Annotated in this window: 15 protein-coding genes; 3 read left to right on the top strand and 12 right to left on the bottom strand. The window is 68.8% G+C overall.

Annotated features, from left to right (window positions below):
* Nucleotides 1-16: 16 nt before the first annotated feature.
* From HFP48_RS10265 to HFP48_RS10225, 9 genes are all read right to left on the bottom strand, one after another.
* Nucleotides 17-1,048 (bottom strand): ABC transporter permease, encoded by a 1,032-nt coding sequence (locus HFP48_RS10265; RefSeq protein WP_168579467.1) that lies wholly within the window; start codon nucleotides 1,046-1,048, stop codon nucleotides 17-19.
* Nucleotides 1,048-2,586 carry a sugar ABC transporter ATP-binding protein gene (locus tag HFP48_RS10260; protein ID WP_168579466.1) on the bottom strand — a complete coding sequence of 513 codons (1,539 nt, stop codon included), beginning with the start codon at nucleotides 2,584-2,586 and terminating at the stop codon, nucleotides 1,048-1,050. Before HFP48_RS10260 ends, HFP48_RS10265 begins: the two co-directional genes overlap by 1 nt.
* On the bottom strand, nucleotides 2,573-3,751 hold the full coding sequence (locus tag HFP48_RS10255) for a sugar ABC transporter substrate-binding protein (protein ID WP_050034988.1): 1,179 nt from the start codon (nucleotides 3,749-3,751) through the stop codon (nucleotides 2,573-2,575). The genes HFP48_RS10260 and HFP48_RS10255 overlap by 14 nt, the downstream gene beginning before the upstream one ends.
* A gap of 210 nt (nucleotides 3,752-3,961) precedes the next feature.
* A complete protein-coding gene (locus HFP48_RS10250; RefSeq protein ID WP_050034987.1) occupies nucleotides 3,962-4,600 on the bottom strand; it encodes an isochorismatase family protein in 639 nt (212 codons plus the stop codon).
* A complete protein-coding gene (locus HFP48_RS10245; RefSeq protein ID WP_168579465.1) occupies nucleotides 4,597-6,090 on the bottom strand; it encodes an MFS transporter in 1,494 nt (497 codons plus the stop codon). The genes HFP48_RS10250 and HFP48_RS10245 overlap by 4 nt, the downstream gene beginning before the upstream one ends.
* Complete coding sequence (locus HFP48_RS10240; RefSeq protein ID WP_168579464.1) at nucleotides 6,083-7,735, bottom strand: amidase; 1,653 nt, start codon at nucleotides 7,733-7,735, stop codon at nucleotides 6,083-6,085. The genes HFP48_RS10245 and HFP48_RS10240 overlap by 8 nt, the downstream gene beginning before the upstream one ends.
* Nucleotides 7,732-8,700, bottom strand: coding sequence for a carbon-nitrogen hydrolase family protein (locus HFP48_RS10235; protein WP_168579463.1), 969 nt, complete (start codon nucleotides 8,698-8,700; stop codon nucleotides 7,732-7,734). Before HFP48_RS10235 ends, HFP48_RS10240 begins: the two co-directional genes overlap by 4 nt.
* A 73-nt stretch (nucleotides 8,701-8,773) precedes the next feature.
* Nucleotides 8,774-9,859, bottom strand: a complete 1,086-nt coding sequence (gene rutA, locus HFP48_RS10230) for a pyrimidine utilization protein A (RefSeq protein ID WP_168579462.1) — start codon at nucleotides 9,857-9,859, stop codon at nucleotides 8,774-8,776.
* Nucleotides 9,860-9,986: 127 nt separating this feature from the next.
* A complete protein-coding gene (locus HFP48_RS10225; protein WP_168579461.1) occupies nucleotides 9,987-11,039 on the bottom strand; it encodes a LacI family DNA-binding transcriptional regulator in 1,053 nt (350 codons plus the stop codon).
* A gap of 537 nt (nucleotides 11,040-11,576) precedes the next feature.
* Here HFP48_RS10225 and HFP48_RS10220 point away from each other — a divergent pair.
* Entirely contained in the window at nucleotides 11,577-12,197 is a 621-nt protein-coding gene (locus tag HFP48_RS10220) for a DUF2510 domain-containing protein (protein WP_168579460.1), read from the top strand.
* Between the two features lie 31 nt (nucleotides 12,198-12,228).
* On the opposite strand, the gene HFP48_RS10215 is transcribed toward HFP48_RS10220, so the two are convergent.
* Together HFP48_RS10215 and HFP48_RS10210 are read right to left on the bottom strand one after the other, a co-directional pair.
* Nucleotides 12,229-12,714 (bottom strand): hypothetical protein, encoded by a 486-nt coding sequence (locus HFP48_RS10215; protein WP_168579459.1) that lies wholly within the window; start codon nucleotides 12,712-12,714, stop codon nucleotides 12,229-12,231.
* Between the two features lie 168 nt (nucleotides 12,715-12,882).
* Complete coding sequence (locus HFP48_RS10210) at nucleotides 12,883-13,509, bottom strand: hypothetical protein (RefSeq protein WP_168579458.1); 627 nt, start codon at nucleotides 13,507-13,509, stop codon at nucleotides 12,883-12,885.
* Here HFP48_RS10210 and HFP48_RS10205 point away from each other — a divergent pair.
* Nucleotides 13,496-13,744, top strand: coding sequence for a hypothetical protein (locus HFP48_RS10205; RefSeq protein ID WP_152103794.1), 249 nt, complete (start codon nucleotides 13,496-13,498; stop codon nucleotides 13,742-13,744). The two genes, HFP48_RS10210 and HFP48_RS10205, sit on opposite strands and share 14 nt — an antisense overlap.
* Nucleotides 13,745-14,337: 593 nt before the next feature.
* On the opposite strand, the gene HFP48_RS10200 is transcribed toward HFP48_RS10205, so the two are convergent.
* Nucleotides 14,338-14,736, bottom strand: a complete 399-nt coding sequence (locus tag HFP48_RS10200; protein WP_246872538.1) for an HNH endonuclease — start codon at nucleotides 14,734-14,736, stop codon at nucleotides 14,338-14,340.
* Between HFP48_RS10200 and HFP48_RS10195 the strand changes: the two genes are divergently transcribed.
* Entirely contained in the window at nucleotides 14,711-16,342 is a 1,632-nt protein-coding gene (locus HFP48_RS10195; protein ID WP_168579021.1) for an IS1634 family transposase, read from the top strand. The two genes, HFP48_RS10200 and HFP48_RS10195, sit on opposite strands and share 26 nt — an antisense overlap.
* The last annotated feature ends 24 nt before the right edge of the window (nucleotides 16,343-16,366 follow it).

Genomic DNA, 16,366 nt, shown 5'->3' with positions numbered 1-16,366 from the left:
TCTTTCGGTCGGGCGCTCAGCGCGCGGATCGGGAGGCGGTGCGACGACGGACCGCACCGGAGAGGGCGACGGCGACGACGAGTGCGCCGCCGTAGAACAGTTGCTGGACGAAGCTGGCGACGCCGAGCATCTGCAGCCCGACGACCCCGGCGACGAGGAAGTACACCGCGACGAGGGTGCCGAAGGCGTTGAAGCGGCCGGGCACGATCGCGGTGGCGCCGAGGAATGCGGCGGCGAACGCCGGCAGCATGAACGACTGCCCGGACGACGGGTCGGCGCCGCCGAGCATGCCGGCGTAGACGATGCCGGCCAGGGCCGCGACGAGCGCGGAGGTGACGAGCGCGCCGCCGCGGATGCGGTCGACGTGCAGGCCGCTGAGCCGCGCGACCTGCGGTCCGCGCCCGACGAACAGCAGCCGGCGCCCGATCGGCGTGTACTGGAAGATCACCGCGGTGAGCAGGACGAGGGCGAGGGCGTAGTAGAACTGCAGCGACACCCCGAACAGGCGGGTGCCGATGGTCGCGTCGACGAGCGCGGCGTCGATGCCGGTGACGGAGGTGGAGTCGGAGATCCACTGCACCACGCCGAGGACGACGGTGCCGCTGCCGAGCGTCGCGATGAACGAGTCGATGTGCAGCCGGACGACGAGCACGGCGTTCACGACGCCGACGAACAGCGCGACGAGCACGGCGACGGCGATGGCCGGCAGCAGCGACCAGCCCTGCTGGACGTTGAGCACCGCGATGGTCATCGCGGCGAGGGACATGGTGGACACGGCCGAGAGGTCGAACTCGCCGGCGGTGAGCGGCACGATCAGCCCGAGGGCGAGGATGAGCAGCACGGCCTGGGAGCCGAGGATGTTCTGCAGGTTGTTCGCGGTCGGGTAGATCTCGGGGCGCAGCGCGCTGAACACGAGCACGACGGCGACGAGGGCCAGCACGAGCGCGTACTTCTCGACCAGCGGGCCGAGCGCGACGCGCGGCCGGGCGAAGTCCGTAACGGGTGCGGGGGTTTTCGTGGTGGTGGTCTTGTCGAGGGTGACGGACATCAGGCTTTCACTTCCTGTCGGGTCAGTCCGAGGACGCTGTCCGAGATGTGGTGCTTGGAAAGGTGGTCGCCGGTGAGTTCGGCGACGATGTGGCCGCGGGAGAAGACGAGGACGCGGTCGCACAGCACCGACAGTTGCTCGTAGTCGGAGCTGGCGACGACGATGCCCGCTCCCCCGCGCGCCGTCTCGCGGAGCATCTCGAAGATGCGGGCGCGGGCACCGATGTCCACGCCCTGGGTGGGTTCGGCGAGCAGCACCAGCGCCGGGTCGGTCTGGAACCACTTGCCGAGCAGGGCCTTCTGCTGGTTGCCGCCGGAGAGGGAACCGTAGACGGCCTGCGGGTCGCGGGGCCGCACGTCGCAGCGCTCGGCGAGGGACGCGGCGACGGCCCTGAGCACCCCCGGTTTGACCAGGCCCGCCCCGAGGATCGGCAGCGTGACGTTCTCGGCGACGGTCAGCTCCGGCGCGCTGCCCTCCACCTTGCGGTCCGGTGGCACGTACACGACCTTGCGGTCGAGCGCGTCGATCGGCGTGATCGTCTGTAGCGCAACGGTGTCGGGGCCGATCGTCAACCTTCCCCCGCGGGCCGGTCGGGCCCCGTAAACGGCGGGCAGCACGTCGTCGTAGCCGGAGCCGGCGATGCCGGTGAGGCCGACGATCTCGCCGGGCCGCACGTCGAAGCCGATCCCGTCGACGGTCGCGGTCTCGAGTTCCTCGATCCGGGCGAGCGGCGCCGCGTCGTCGAAGTCGCGGACGGGACCGGCGACGCGGGGGTCGGCGGAGTCGAGGCTGCGGCCGACGATGAGATCGATGAGCGAGACGGCGGTGAGGTCGCGGGTGCGGTGGGTGCCCTGGGAGACGCCGTCGCGCAGGACGGTGACGCGGTCGGTGTGGTCGAGCACCTCGTCGAGGTCGTGCGAGACGAACAGGACCGCGGCCTTCTTGTCGGCGACGATCTCGCGGACGACGGAGAACAGCATGTCGGTGCCCTCGCGGGGCAGGAAGACGGTCGGCTCGTCGAGGACGAGGAGGGTGCGGCGGTCGCCGAGTTCCTCCACGGCCCGCAGGATCGCGACGAGCGCGCGGTCGGTCTCGCCGAGGCTCGACACCGGCGCATCCGGGTCGACGTCGAGGCCGAAGCGGTCGAACAGCGCTCGGGCGGTGCCCTTCTCGCGCCGCCACGAGATCCACGGCCTAGAGCCGGCGACGACGGGCCCGACGCGCAGGTTCTCCACCACCGACAGGTCGGGCACGAGCGCGAGGTCCTGGTGGACGAAGCTGATGCCGAGTTCGCGGAACCCGCCGGCGGGGACGGGCAGGGGCACGTCGCGGCCGCGGACCTGCAGGGCGGCACCGGGGTCGGGGGCGTGGAAACCGGCGAGGACCTTGATGAGGGTGGACTTGCCGGAGCCGTTCTCGCCGAGCAGGCCGTGCACCTCGCCGGCGTGGATCGTCAGGCCGACGTCCTTCAGGACGGTGTGGCTGCCGAAGGTCTTGGACAGGCCGACGATGTTGACGATGGGGTCAGGGCTGCTCACTGGACCCCCACAGGGCCTCGTAGCCGGTGACGTAGGCGGTGCCGTAGCCCTTGTCGGGCTGCGGCGGGGTGCCGGTCTCGTCGATGTTGTCGGCGGTGATGAGCTTGAGCGGGGTCTGCTGGGCACCGTTCGGGACGGGGTCGTAGCCCAGGAGCAGGCGGCCGGCCTGGTCCATGGTGGCCCAGGCGAGCCACGGGATGGATTCGCCGACGTTCATGGTGACGATGCCGTCGTCCTGCTGGATCTTCAGCACGGCGGGGGTGCCGTTGACGGAGGAGATCTCGACCTGGCCGGTCTTGCCGGCGGCCTTGATGCCGGACTGGGCATAGAGCGACATCGAATCGTAGATGGGCAGGACGAAGTTGATGGTGGGGTCGGCGGAGAGGGCTGACTGCACCTCGGACTGGATCTTGGTGGCCCACTCGGCGACGGGCACGTTGACGATCTTGTATTCGCACCGGGGGCAGTACTGCGCGATCTCGTCCTCCATCGCCGCGACCTCGGCCTTGGCGGGCGGGACCTCGTTGGAGGTGATGATCAGGGCGTTGCCCTCGCCGTCGGTCTGATCGATCATCCAGTCGACGGTGAGGCGGTTGGCCTCGGCGAGCGGGGCGTCGGTGGTGGCGTCGACGAGCCCCTCGAGGCCGGCGGGCAGCGACTCCCCGCGCAGGATGGTGTGGGTGAGCAGCACGGGAATATTTGCCGTCTCGGCCTTTTCGAGGGCCGGCTTGATGAGGGAGGCGTCGATGCCCTGGGAGAGGATGATCAAGTCGACCCTCTGGTTGACGGCCTGCTCGACGCCGGTGGCCCACTGGGCGGGCTGGCCCTGATTGGTGTATTCGATCCAGGTGGCGCCGTAGCGTTCGGCGACCTTCTTCGATTCCTCGTCGACGGCGACGTTGTAGGGGTTCTCGCTGTTGGTGGGGATCGCGAAGATCGTCTTGCCGGCGATGTTCCGCATCGGGAAGGGCTCGGCCTCGAGTGTGAACTCCGGGTCGGCCGCGTACTTCGCGAGCTGGGCGCGGGCGTATTCGATGCCGGCCGCGACGTCGACGTCGGAGACGTCGCCGCCGCCGGAGCCGGAACTGCTGCATGCGGCGAGACCGAGGGCGGCCGTGAGGGTGAGCGCGGCGATCGCGGCGCGGCCGGGAAGGGTGGTGCGCATGAATTCTCCTGGAGGGGGAAGCGGAGGTTCGACGAGAGGCGGGATTCGACGAGAGGCGGGGGCGCGTCGTTGCGGGGCCGGCCGATGCGGTCGATGACTTCGAATGTATCGGGTGCCGTGTTGCGACCGGCAACACCGTTGGTTCGTTCGTGTTAACTGCCGTGCGGCTTCGCCGCCCGTGCGCGTTTCTGGTAGCCAGAGCTACCGGAATCACGCACGGGCGAGGTAGGACTGGGCGCGCGACAGCGGCCAGACCTCGGCCATCTTCTGCTGCATGTCGAACAGGTTCGAGTGGTGGATGGCCGGATCCCGGTCGCCCACGGCGTCTTCCACGACTATGGGAATGTAGCCGTGCTGCATCGCGTCGAGGGTCGTCGCGCGCACGCAGCCGCTCGTGGACAGGCCGGCGATGAGGACAGTGTCCACCCCGAGCGACGTCAGGTACGAATTCAGCGACGTCCCGAAGAACGCGCTCGCGTACTTCTTCGTCACGAGCAGCTCGGCACACGTCGGCTCGAGGCCGTCGATGAGCTCCCCGTACGGGCTGCCCTCGCAGAACGCGACGAGCGTGCCCGACTTCTTGAAGAACACCCCGGCGTCGGCGCCGTCGGCGCGCAGCCGCACCTCGGTGATCACGACGGGGATGCCGGCGGCGCGGGCGTCGGCGAGCAGCGTGCGCATCGCCGCGACGTTCTCCTCCACCCCGGCGTAGAGCGGGCAGTCCGGGTCGATGTAGGCGCGGGCCGGGTCGACGACGATCAGGGCAGGGCGGGTGCCGGGCTGAAGCTCCTGCCCGAAGCCGGCGCGGGCGTAGTCGGCCGCCTGGGCGGTGCGGTCGGCGAGGGTCATGCGGATTCCTTCAGGGTCGTGACGGGTTCGAGGGGACGCACGACGGCGGGCGCGGTGACCTGCCGGCGCGGGAAGGCCAGGCACACGGCGACACCCGAGGCGGCGACGACGGCCAAGGCCAGCCCCACCGAGCGGACGTTGTCGACGAACCGCGCCAGTTCGGCGCTGCCGAGCGTGCCGAGGGTGCCGCCGTACGCGGCCTGCCGCGCGGTGGCGCTGAGCCCGACGGTCGCGACGGCCAGCGCCAGCGCGGTGCTGAGCAGGTAGCCGACGTTCTGCAGCGTCGAGCGCAGCCCGTTGGCGATCCCGCGACGTTCCGCAGGCGCGGTGAGCATCAGCGCGCTGGTGCTCGGGGTCATGAACAGGCCGGTGCCGCAGCCGAGGACGAACAGGAACGGCGCCGTCGCCCCCAGCGATCCGCCGTCGGGCGAGAGCATCAGGGTGACGCCGAGCAGCCCGACGGCGTTGAGCGCCATGCCCGTGGCGGTCAGCGTGCGCGGGGTGAAGCGCAGCATCAGCGAGCCCGCGGCGGCGGCCGCGACGACGGTGCCCACCGCGACGGGCATCACCAGCAACCCGGCCGCGACGGCCGAGATCCCGCCCACTGCCTGCCCGTACAGCGACACGAGCAGCGTCACCGCGTAGGTGGCGACGGCGTTGACGAGCACCGCCACGAGGACGAGCGCGATGCCGCGGTTGCGGAACAGCGTCAGGTCCACCAGCGGATGGGCGCGACGGATCTGCACCGCCGCGAACACCGCGCCGAGCACCAGGCTCGCGGCGCCGCACGCCCACGGCAACCACGGCGACGACGTCACCCCCGGTGTCAGCGCCAGCACGACGGCGGTCAGCAGCGCGGTCGACAGCACCGCTCCCGCCAGGTCGAACGGCTCACGCTCGATGCGACGGCGGGTGCCGCGCGGGATCACCAGCAGCGACGACGCGATCGCGAGCACCCCCACCGGCAGCACGACGACGAACAGCCCGCGCCAGCCGAACGCGGCCGTCGCCGCACCGCCGATCACCGGCCCGACGACCTGCGCGACGGCCGCGACGGTCGCGTTCCAGCCGAGGGCCCGGCCCAGGCTGTGCGGCGGGAAGGTGTCGGTGAGCAGCGCCGTGTTGTTGGTGACGACGGCCGCCGCCCCGACGCCCTGCAGCACCCGCGCCGCGATCAGCCACCCGGCGGTCGGCGCGAGCATGCACAGCCCGGTCGCGACCGTGAACACCGCCAGCCCCGCCAGATACAGCGGGCGACGGCCGACGATGTCGGCGAGCCGGCCGAACACGAGGATCAGCGCGGTGGTGACGAGCATGTAGCCCAACAGGATCCACGTCGACTGCGCCGCCGAGGCACCCAGCTCGCGGGTGACGGTGGGCAGCGCGACGGTGAGGCCGCTGATGCTGAGGAACACCGCGATCACGCCGATACTGGTGGCCGCGAACACCCGCCACGGATGCGGATGATGCCGTGCGGCAACGCTATCCATCGGCGCGACGCTCGTGGACGTCGGTGACGGCCTGCAGCACCTGCGCCAGGCGCAGGCACGTGTCGTCAGCCCACGGCCGGCCCACGATCTGCACGCCGACGGGCAGGCCGTCGACGAAACCGGCGGGCGCCATCACCGCAGGCAGGCCGAGGTAGTCGAACAGACCGGTGTTGCGGCCGACGATCGACTGCATCGGGTGGCGCACGCCGTCGATCTCGACGGTGACGTCCGACAGCCGCGCGGCCGTCACCCCGATGCCCGGGGTGACGAACGCGTCGATCCCGGCGGCGTCGAACGCCTGCACCGTCGCGCGCTGGGCGCCCGCGCGGCGCCGCAGCGAGCGCAGGTAGTCCACCGCCGACGGCACCAGCCCGCGCGCGATGCGCACCTGGGTGCCGATGTCGTACCGCGCGAAGCGCTCCAGCGCGCCCTCCTGGTTGGCGGCGAGCTCGCAGGTGAGCACGATGGTGACGTCGTCGTGCAGGCGGTGGGCGTCGGGGACGTCGACGGGCACCACCTCGGCGCCCAGGCCCTGCAGCGCGGCGATCGCCGCCTCCCACGCGGCCAGCACGCCCGCGTCGCACAGTTCGGTGAACCACGTGGTGGGGACGCCGAGCCGTACGCCCGCCAGCGACGGCGGGCCGGGGGTGCTGGGTTCGGCGAGGCCGGCCTGCACCTGCCGCGCCACCGCGTCCGGGGCCGCGGCGGGGTCGAGACCGTCGGGTCCGGCGAGGACGTCGAGGACGACGCGCAGGTCGGCGGCGGAGCGCGCCATGGGCCCGATGTGATCGAGGGTCCACGACAGCGACGCGACGCCGGTGCGCGGGACGAGCCCGTAGGTGGGCTTGATGCCGGTGAGGTTGCACTGGGCGCTGGGCACGCGGATCGAGCCGCCGGTGTCGGTGCCGAGCGCGAGCGGGACGAGGCGCGCGGCGAGGGCGCCGGCCGAGCCGGTCGACGAGCCGCCGGTCCAGCGGCTGCGGTCCCACGGGTTGGTGACGGCCCCGTAGCGGGCGTTGTGCGGGGCGCCGCAGGCGAATTCGGTGGTCGCGGTGATCAGGACGGGGATGGCGCCGGCGGCGCGCAGCCGGGCGACGGCCGTGGCGTCGGTGCCGGCGACGCGGTCGCCGGTGGTGTGCGAGCCCGCGGTGACCGGGGCACCGGCGACGTCGACGATGTCCTTGACGCCGAAGAAGACGCCCTCGAGCGGGCGGGCGGTTCCGCCCAGCCAGCGGCGGCCGGAGTCGGCGGCGGCCTCGTCAGCGCCGTCGACGACGGCGAGGATCGCCCCGCCGACGAGCGCTGGGTCGGCCCAGCGGGCGCGCAGCGCGGCGAGCACCGCGGTGGGCGTGGTGGCGCCGGCGGCGTAGGCGGCGAGCAGGTCGAGCACGCCGAGGTCGTGCAGGGCCGCGTCGGTGCGCGCGCGGTGCGCCGGGGCCGGGACGGGCGGGACCGGGACGGGGCTCGCGGCGAGCAGCGCGACGGAGTGGGCGGGCTCGGCGGCCGGCGCGTCGGGTGCGGGCGGCAGCGGCGCGAGCCGGGAGGTCTCGAGCAGGGGTGCCATGTCCGCGCGGGCCTGCGGCAGCAGGTCGTCGACGGTGGTGGCCGCGGCGGCGGTGAGGTCGGGGTAGTCGGTGGTGGTCACCCGCTCACCTCCAGCGGTAGGGCACTCGGCCGGGGCAGCGGCTCGGGCCGGAGGGTGCCGGCGGTGAGGTCGGCGAGCAGGCGCAGCACGTCGGGGCGACGGTCGCGGGCCAGCGGGAAGGCCGCGCGCACGGCCGGGACGGCGTCGAGGTCGAGCGTGAAGCGCAGCGTCTCCCCCGCCCGGTGCGCGGGTGCCTGCGCGACGATCTCGCCGTTCGGGGCGATGACGCACGAGAGACCGAAGTAGTCGACGGTCACGCCGTTGAGGGTTTCCGGCCCGGCCCGGTTGGCGGCCACGATCCACATCTGCGATTCGAGGGCGCGGGTCTGCAGCTCGGCGAGGAACAGGTCTTCGCGGGTGCCGAGGGACGAGACGATCGCGAGCATCACCTCGGCGCCGAGCGCGCGGGCGACGGCCCAGTATTCGGGGAAGGTGCGGTCGTAGCAGATGACGCAGCCGAAGCGGGTGCCGAACAGGTCGGCGGTGGCGGGGGCCTGGCCGGGCGCGAAGTGGTACTTCTCGTCGATGTCGACGTCGCCGACCTTGCTCGCGGGCAGCGAGAGCTTGCGGTAGGCGGGCACTGCGCCGCCGTCGGGGGTGCGCCAGGTGACGACCTCACCGGCCGGGCCGACGAGGACGACGGAGTTGTGGGTGACGTCGTGGGCGGTGCGCTCGAACAGGCCGAAGGCGATCGCGCAGCCGAGTTCGCGGGCGAGGTCGCCGAACAGCGTGGTGGCCTCGCCGGGGACGGTCTGCGCCCAGGGGGTGCGGTCCACGTCGTGGCTGGTGCAGAAGTAGGGGGTGGTGATCAGTTCGGGCAGCACCACCAGGTCGGGGACGGCGCCGGTCGCGTCGGGTGCGGCGGCGGTGCGGACGAGGGCGGCGAGCCGGGCCAGGTTGCCGAGGAGGTCCTCGGTGAGTTCGCCGGCTTGGACGATCGCGACGTCGAGGGTGCGCGGATGCAAGAGGGAACCTCCGGGTGTGGGGTGGCGGGTGGGGGCGCGGATCGGTGCACGCGCCCCCACCCGCCGCTCGGGGTCAGGCGGCTTCGGCCTGAACGGTGGTGCGGCTCTTCATCAGCGGCTGGATGCGGGTACCGAAGTTCTCGATGCCCTCGACGAAGTCGTCGAAGGTGAGCATGATGCCCTTGATGCCCTTGATCTCGGCGACCTCGTCGAGCATCTTCGCGACGGTCTCGTACGAGCCGACGAGGGTGCCCATGTTGAAGTTCACCGCGCCCTCGGGCAGGGAGATGGTCTTGGCGGTCGAGGCGTCGTCGGCGGTGGCGTCGGCGGCGGACTGGTCGGCCATGTAGCCGAGGGCGGCGAGGTCGGCGTTGTCGTGGTAGTCCTGCCACTTCGCCTGTGCCGCTTCGTCGGTCTCGGCGGCGATGATCATGAACAGCGTCAGGGCCCCGACGTCGCGGCCCGTCTTGTTCGCCGCCTCGACGAGGGTGGCGGTGGAGTCGGAGATCGCGGTGGGCGTGTTGATGCCCGTGCCCATGATGAAGTTGAAGTCGGCCATCTCGGCGGCGAACTTCATGCCGCTCTTGGACTGTCCGGCCGCGACGATCGGCACGGCACCGCCGGTGGGGCTCGGCGAGAGGACGCACTCGTCCATCGTGTAGTGCTCGCCCTTGAAGTTGCTGACGCCGTCGGCCCACAACTGCCGCATGACGGTGACGTACTCGGTGGCCTGCTGGTAGCGGTAGCCGAAGTACTCCTCGCCCGGCCACAGGCCCATCTGCGTGTATTCGTTGGGCGCCCAGCCGGTCACGATGTTGACGCCGAAGCGGCCGGGGGCGATCGAGTCGATGGTCGACGCCATCCGGGCGACCATGGCCGGCGGCAGGGTGAGGATCGGGGTGGAGGCGAACAGCTTGATCTTCTCGGTGACGGCCGCGAGGCCGGCCATGAGGGTGAACGACTCGAGGTTGTGGTCCCAGAACTCGGTCTCGCCGCCGAAGCCCTTGAGCTTGATCATCGACAGGGCGAAGTCGAGGCCGTGCTTCTCGGCCTTCTGCACGATCGTCTTGTTGAGCTCGAACGACGGCATGTACTGCGGGGCGCTCTTGGAGATGAGCCAGCCGTTGTTGCCGATGGGGATGAAGACGCCGATTTCCATGTCGCTCCTGAAGCTGCGGGGATTCGAAGAAGCGGTGGGGCAACTCTGCCCTGCTCGCTATGACTTCGAATGTATGCAGGGGTTATTGCCGGATCGGAGCTCGTGGGTAACGGACTTGTTGCCCCGGTTAACGATCTTTGACGGACTGCGCACGCCCCAGTTGACCGATAGGGGCCGCGCTCCCCCGCTGCACCCATTCCACGGCGAAGTTCCGGTGCACCGGCGCGCCCGCCGCGCCGTCGATCCGCGCGAGCAGCAGTTCGGCGGCGGCCGAGGCCATGTCCTCGAGCGGCTGGCGCACCGTCGTCAGGTCGAACATCGACCAACCCGACGCGTCGAGGTCGTTGTAGCCGACGATCGACACGTCGTCGGGCACGAGCAGGCCCAGGCGCTTGGTGGCGTCGAGGGTGCCGTAGGCCATGTAGTCCGTCGCGCAGAACACCGCCGTCGGCCGGTCCGGCCGGCTGAGCAATTCCATGCCGCCCTCGAAACCGGTCTTGGCGTCCACCGCGCCACGGTGCACGAGCGTCTCGTCCAATGGATGGCCGTGCTTGTCGAGCCCCTCCCGGAAGCCCGCCTCGCGCAGCTTCACGCTCGGATTCTCCAGCGGGCCGGAGATCAGCCCGATGCGCCGGTGCCCCAGCTCGATCAGGTGGTCGGCGACGAGCCGACCCCCGCCGACGTTGTCCGACGTCACCCGGTCCACCCGCCCGGCCTGGCTGCCGTCGACGTCGCGGTTGAGGATCACCAGCGGGATCTTCCAGTCGATCATCTCCGACACGATCGGCGAATCCAGCCGCGCCGAGATGAACACGACCCCGTCCACCAGCCCGCCCCGCAGCGCCAGGATGTCCTTCTCCAGCGACCCCTCGGTCCGGTCGCTCATCAGCAGCACCCGATAGTCGTGCTGCGCGAACCGGTCCTGCAGCGTGTTCACCAGCGTCGGATACGACGGATTCCGCAGGTCACCACTCACCACCGCAATCGACGACGACCGCCGCGTGATCAGGCTCCGCGCCGTGATGTGCGGGACGTACCCCATCTCCTTCGCCAGGGCCTGGATGCGCTCGCGGGTCTCCTCGATGACGCGCGGGTCGCCCCGCAGGGCGCGCGACACCGTCGACTGCGACACGCCCGCGGCGCGTGCGACGTCGTAGCTGGTGACCGACTTGTTGCCCACGAGCGGATTCTAGGTGCGCACCGCCCCTCCCGGCGCGCAGGCTTGTACTATTTCGCCACAGACTGCACCCATTGCGCCAGCCCACAGTGGGTGCAAGGGTGCCACGGCGGGTGCAAGGTTGCCATCAACCACTCGACTTTCGCTCCCCGGTGGACGACACGATTGACGGCTGGCCGCGCATAGGTTGTCCACTGTGAGCTCCGACGGTCTCGACCCACCCGACGTCGCTGATCGGGGGTGCAACTGCCACGGCGCCCAACCGTAACCCCGCGGCTCCGTAGCTGATGACCGAATCGTTTCTCACCGCAAAATTCAGGAGGGCGTGGAAGTCGCCCTCGTACCACCTACAGAACAATGGAGAGAATCGCCGCCCAAATATCCCGTGCGCACGCTGCAGCCATTCCTGGACGGCGCTGCGGGACAGTGACACCTCAGTCTTGAACCGATCCCAAAATCACGCCCTGAGCAGCGCTATCGCGATACGCTGCACTATGCAGATCACTGCAATTTCGGCCGCTTCCGTGGAGGTGCCGTGGCATGACGAACGAGGCGCATAGCGCAGCCCCGGGGTGGTATCCGAGCCCTGACGGCGGCATGCGCTACTGGGACGGCAGCCGATGGTTGGATCTTCCCGCACCCCAGCAGCCGAACGCCGGACCACCACGCTGGAAGTCCCTGATACAGAATCCGATCGCGTGGAGCATCGCGGCCCTCCTCGCGGTTGTGGCGGTCGCGGGCATCGCCTGGAAGGTATCCCACGATGCCGAGATCGCGGCTCAGGTGGCTGCCGCCGAGGCTGCGGCGTCGGAGGCAGCACAAAGGGAAGCTGATCGAATCGCGGCCGAGAAGGCAGAGCAGGAACGACGCGCAGAAGCAGAGCGTTCCATACGAAGAGTAAGCGTCACTCAGATCGAAGCAAGTATCAAGCAGATGGCCGAAAAGCACGCTAATTCGTCGATCATCGATGGACCGATCCTCTCCGTGTCGTGTTCGCCGGTCGGAGGTGGCTCCATAGATGATCTCACCGAGCTAACAACGATATTCGAGTGCTTCGCGGCAACGAAAGACAACGGCGATGGCACGATGAGCGGCTACAAATACAACGCGACCATGAACTGGAGCACGGGAAGTTACACGTACGGGTTCGGAGCCCCCTGATCACCACGCCGCTCCGGATGTCGGTGCATATTCATTCCACGGAGAACAGGGCCCCCAGAGTTACCATCACCGTATCGGAGATCATGAGCGGAATTCTGCATTCGTCGGCGTTCGGGTTCGCCGGGCATCCCTTCGCCACGAACTCGTCGTGCTGCGTGTACACATGCTGGAGCATTTCGCTCAGGCTTTCGTGATATGACGCATCCACGCTTCGCATCGCGGATCGCTCGAAGAACTCGATATACGCGCGCCGCTCATACATGCAAGCGACCGGATCCACATCCTCGCGACATGATGTCGAAGTCATCTGCTCGAACTGCTCCGCCATCGACGCCGCCTGACGTGTGGTTCGAGGGGGAGGCGGAGCCGTCGTCGCGCGCGCGGCGGAAGTGGAAGCAGTCGTCGACCCGGGAAGGCCTGCCGCCCGATCCGGAGCCGGGTCACTACCGTTCGACGATCCGCATGCTCCGAGCACGACCACAGCCACCGAGGCGACAACCGCGATGGGAATCCTCATCGTCGAATTGTCCCACTGTCGCCAACGATCTATGCACAGATCGAATCGAAAACTACTGCAACGTCCAGCATTTCCGATCCCTTCGAGCTGATACCGAAATGATCCCATCGCATCCAATGGCAATGCGATCCCGAAAATACTGCAACTACCAGCTCATGGCCCCAGCGTTCATCCGATCTTGGTCCATGTTCCGCAACCACTGGACTTGAAGGCTACGTCCGACGAACTGATGGTCACCACCGACGCCCCTGACACGTTGTCGTTGGTGATGATGTCGTCGAACTCGCCGGAAGTTCCAGAAAGTCGCTCCCAATAGCAATTCGACCCGCCGGCGGTCCGATACGTCCCGGCGTTGATGTCGCGCCCGACGAGGTGCATGCCGTTGCCAAATGTGGATTTGGCTGCGTCGGCTTCCCTCGGCAGCAACGCTGCCTCGCGCTTGTCAAGTTCCGCCGAACGTGAGTCTGCCGCCGCGTGCGCGTTGTCGGCGGCGCGCTGCGCGGTTGAGGCGGCCGCCGCCTGCTTTTTCGCGTCGTCGAGGGCTGCGGCGGCCTCCGCCTGTTCGGCCGCGAGTTGGGCGCGCTGATCGGAGACCGCCGCAGCGACGGAGGTGTCAATCATCGCCTGGTTCTCCTCGTCGGAGGGCGTACCGGCGACACCGATCCCCACGCCCACGGCGAGGGCGGCGACGATGCCGAGGATCCACGGCCAGCGCCGCGGCTTCCTAACCGGCCCGGGCTCTGACTCTGGCTCCGGTGCATACGGCGCGGCGGGCACAGACATGTTCTCGGTCATCGACAATGTCCTCGAGGGTGTGGCGGACCACCCCGACGCGGCACCGCAGTTGACCGGTGGAATACGACGGCTCAAGATCGTCTGGTCCGATGACTATGACGCCTTCCTCAGGAACCGTGCGGAACGCGTGAGCGCGGAACTGTCGAAGAGAATCATCGATCGGCCAGTTGATCGAGACGGGCAGCTCCCCCGCGAGGACGACCTGGACGAGGGCTCGCCGGAACGCATCATCTAATGGGACTCGGCCGACCCGTCGATCTTGGCCGGGCAACCTGACCCGACGGGTTTGCGACGCATCCTGACGCAAGGCGCAGCGGCACTGCCGCGAGGACGACCGCCCTCGCGGCTCCTCAACCGAGTCGATCGCTCAACTCCCGGTAGTCGGCACTGCCGGCCGATTGAGTTCCCCAGGTTGGCAAAGCCATTGATGGCGCCGCCCGATCGGTGGCTGACTATAGTCGCCACCGGTCGGGCGGCGTGTCATGGCCGACCGTGCACCGGGGTTCGTAACCCAGACCACGGGTCAACCACGGGTCATCCGACCGAGCCGGCGCCGGCGCGCGTTCCCGGGAGCGACAAGACCCGGGCATAGACTTCGAGATCCGCCGAGCTGCTCACTCGACGCATTCGTCACGCCATCCCGCAAGCGGTGAGCCCTTTACCGGCGTCGATGGCCACAACCGACTCGTCAAGACGATCGAGCGGACAGCATGCGGATTCCGGATGCCGGGTGAAAACCCCTCGCCGGATCCACTTTCACTGCACCCAGACCTGTTGTATTCAGGTCCCGATCAAATGACAGATTCCACACTGCTGGGCAATCGGCGCTCAGCCGACCGAGCGGAATCGCCCATAGCTCAACTCGAGCAACCGTCGGTCTGGTCGCTCCTCGCGAGACGTCGGGAGCACCATGAGCCGTTCGCCGTGCCGTTCCTTGAGACCGTGTTCGAGCATCGGCCCGTCAACTTCCTCGAGTAGATCTTGTCGAATCTCCACTACAAAATCCGGCGTGATTCCGAGGATCCGTGCATCGTAGGCCGCGTGATGGATCTTGCACAGTGCGAGCCCGTTGCTGACAGACGCAATTCCTTCCTCCTGAGTTAGGACATTACTGGCGGGTAGAACACCTGCCGAGGCTTCCACCTGCGCATTCACGACGTCGACGAAGCGGATCGGGACACTAAGCAGGTAGGTTCGGGCCGTGGCATTCGTGCGGAAAGTGCGCACCGCATCCGGGGCGGTAGCGGTGCAGGTCGTGCGCAAACACCGCGGCCGGCACGAGATCCTCGCTCACGTCGGGTCCGCGCATACCGACGTCGAGCTGGGCATTCTGCTCGAACGAGCCCGACACCTGCTGCACGGCGATCAAGGCGTGCTGGAGCTGGATGTGCCGACGCCCGTCGAGCAGATCGCCGATGTTGCCGACTGGCGGACCGGCCAACTGCCCGGCCCGACGACGAGCAAGGGTGGCGAGCTCGCCGGGGCGGGACGAACCGTGCGCACCAGCGCCCGGTTGCTCTACGACGTGCTCACCTTCGTCTACGACGGGCTCGGCTTCGACATCATCGACGACGCGGTGTTCAAAGACCTGGTCATCGCCCGGATCGTCGAACCGACCTCGAAGATCGATGCCCTGCGCGTCCTCGACGATCTCGGCGCTGATCCGGTGTCGTACAAAAGGATTCAACGCCACCTCGCGCAGATCATCACCGGCGACTACCGCGACCGGATCGCCCGCCGTTGCTTCGAGTACGCGGCCAGCACCGGCGGGTTGGGATTGCTGCTGTTCGATGTGACCACCTTGTACTTCGAGGCCGAGAAGGAAGACGACCTGCGCAAGGTCGGCTACTCCAAAGAGCGCCGGGTCGATCCACAAATCGTGGTCGGGTTGCTCGTCGACCGCACCGGGTTCCCACTGGAGATCGCCTGTTTCGAGGGCAACAAGGCCGAAACGCACACCCTGGTCCCCATGGTGCGTCAGTTCCAAGCCCGGCACGACCTCGAGGGCGTGGAGATGGTCATCGCCGCCGATGCCGGCATGCTGTCGGCGGCGAATCTCACCGCTCTCGACGAGGCCGGCCTGAAGTTCATCGTCGGCTCCCGGGTGACGAAGGCGCCCGCTGATCTGACGTCCCATTTCCATTGGCACGGTGATGTGTTCACCGATGGGCAGATCATCGACACCGTCACCCCCCGGCACGCCCGCAGCGTGGTCAACACCGTGAAAAGGCGGGCCGAACCGGTCTGGGATCCGGTTCGGCATCCCACCTCGTGGCGGGCGATCTGGCAGTACACCCGCAAACGTGCCGTGCGCGACAACCAGACTCTCAATGCCCAGGAGGCGAGGGCGCGGGCGGTGGTCGAGGGCACCCAGAAGTCGAAGGCGACGCGCTTCGTCAAGACCACCACCGCAGGTCAGCGACTCGATGATGCCGCGCTGGCACGAGCTCGATCGCTGGTCGGCTTGAAGGGATACGTCACCAATATCCCGGTCACGCTCATGGAACCGGGCGAGGTGATCGGCAAGTACCACGACCTGTGGCATGTCGAGCAGTCGTTTCGCATGTCGAAGACCGATCTGCGGGCACGGCCGATGTTCCACCGCACCCGCGACGCCATCGAGGCGCACCTGACCATCGTGTTCGCCGCTCTGGCCGTCGCCCGCTGCGCCCAGGACCACACCGGTGTGGCGATCGCGAGGCTGGTCAAGCAACTGCGGCCGCTACGAACCTCGACCATCGCCATCAACGGCGCCGTCCAGGACTTTCCGCCGCAGATCCCTGCTGCTGAACTGGAGATTCTCACCCGTCTCGGCTTCGAATCGGGACACTAAGCCAAATGTCCTAACTCAGGACAG

Source organism: Rhodococcus sp. DMU1 (assembly GCF_012272955.1).
Taxonomy (GTDB): Bacteria; Actinomycetota; Actinomycetes; order Mycobacteriales; family Mycobacteriaceae; genus Rhodococcus; species Rhodococcus aetherivorans.
The sequence above is the reverse complement of the archived record's forward strand: the minus strand, read 5'-3'. Positions and strand labels throughout refer to the sequence as shown.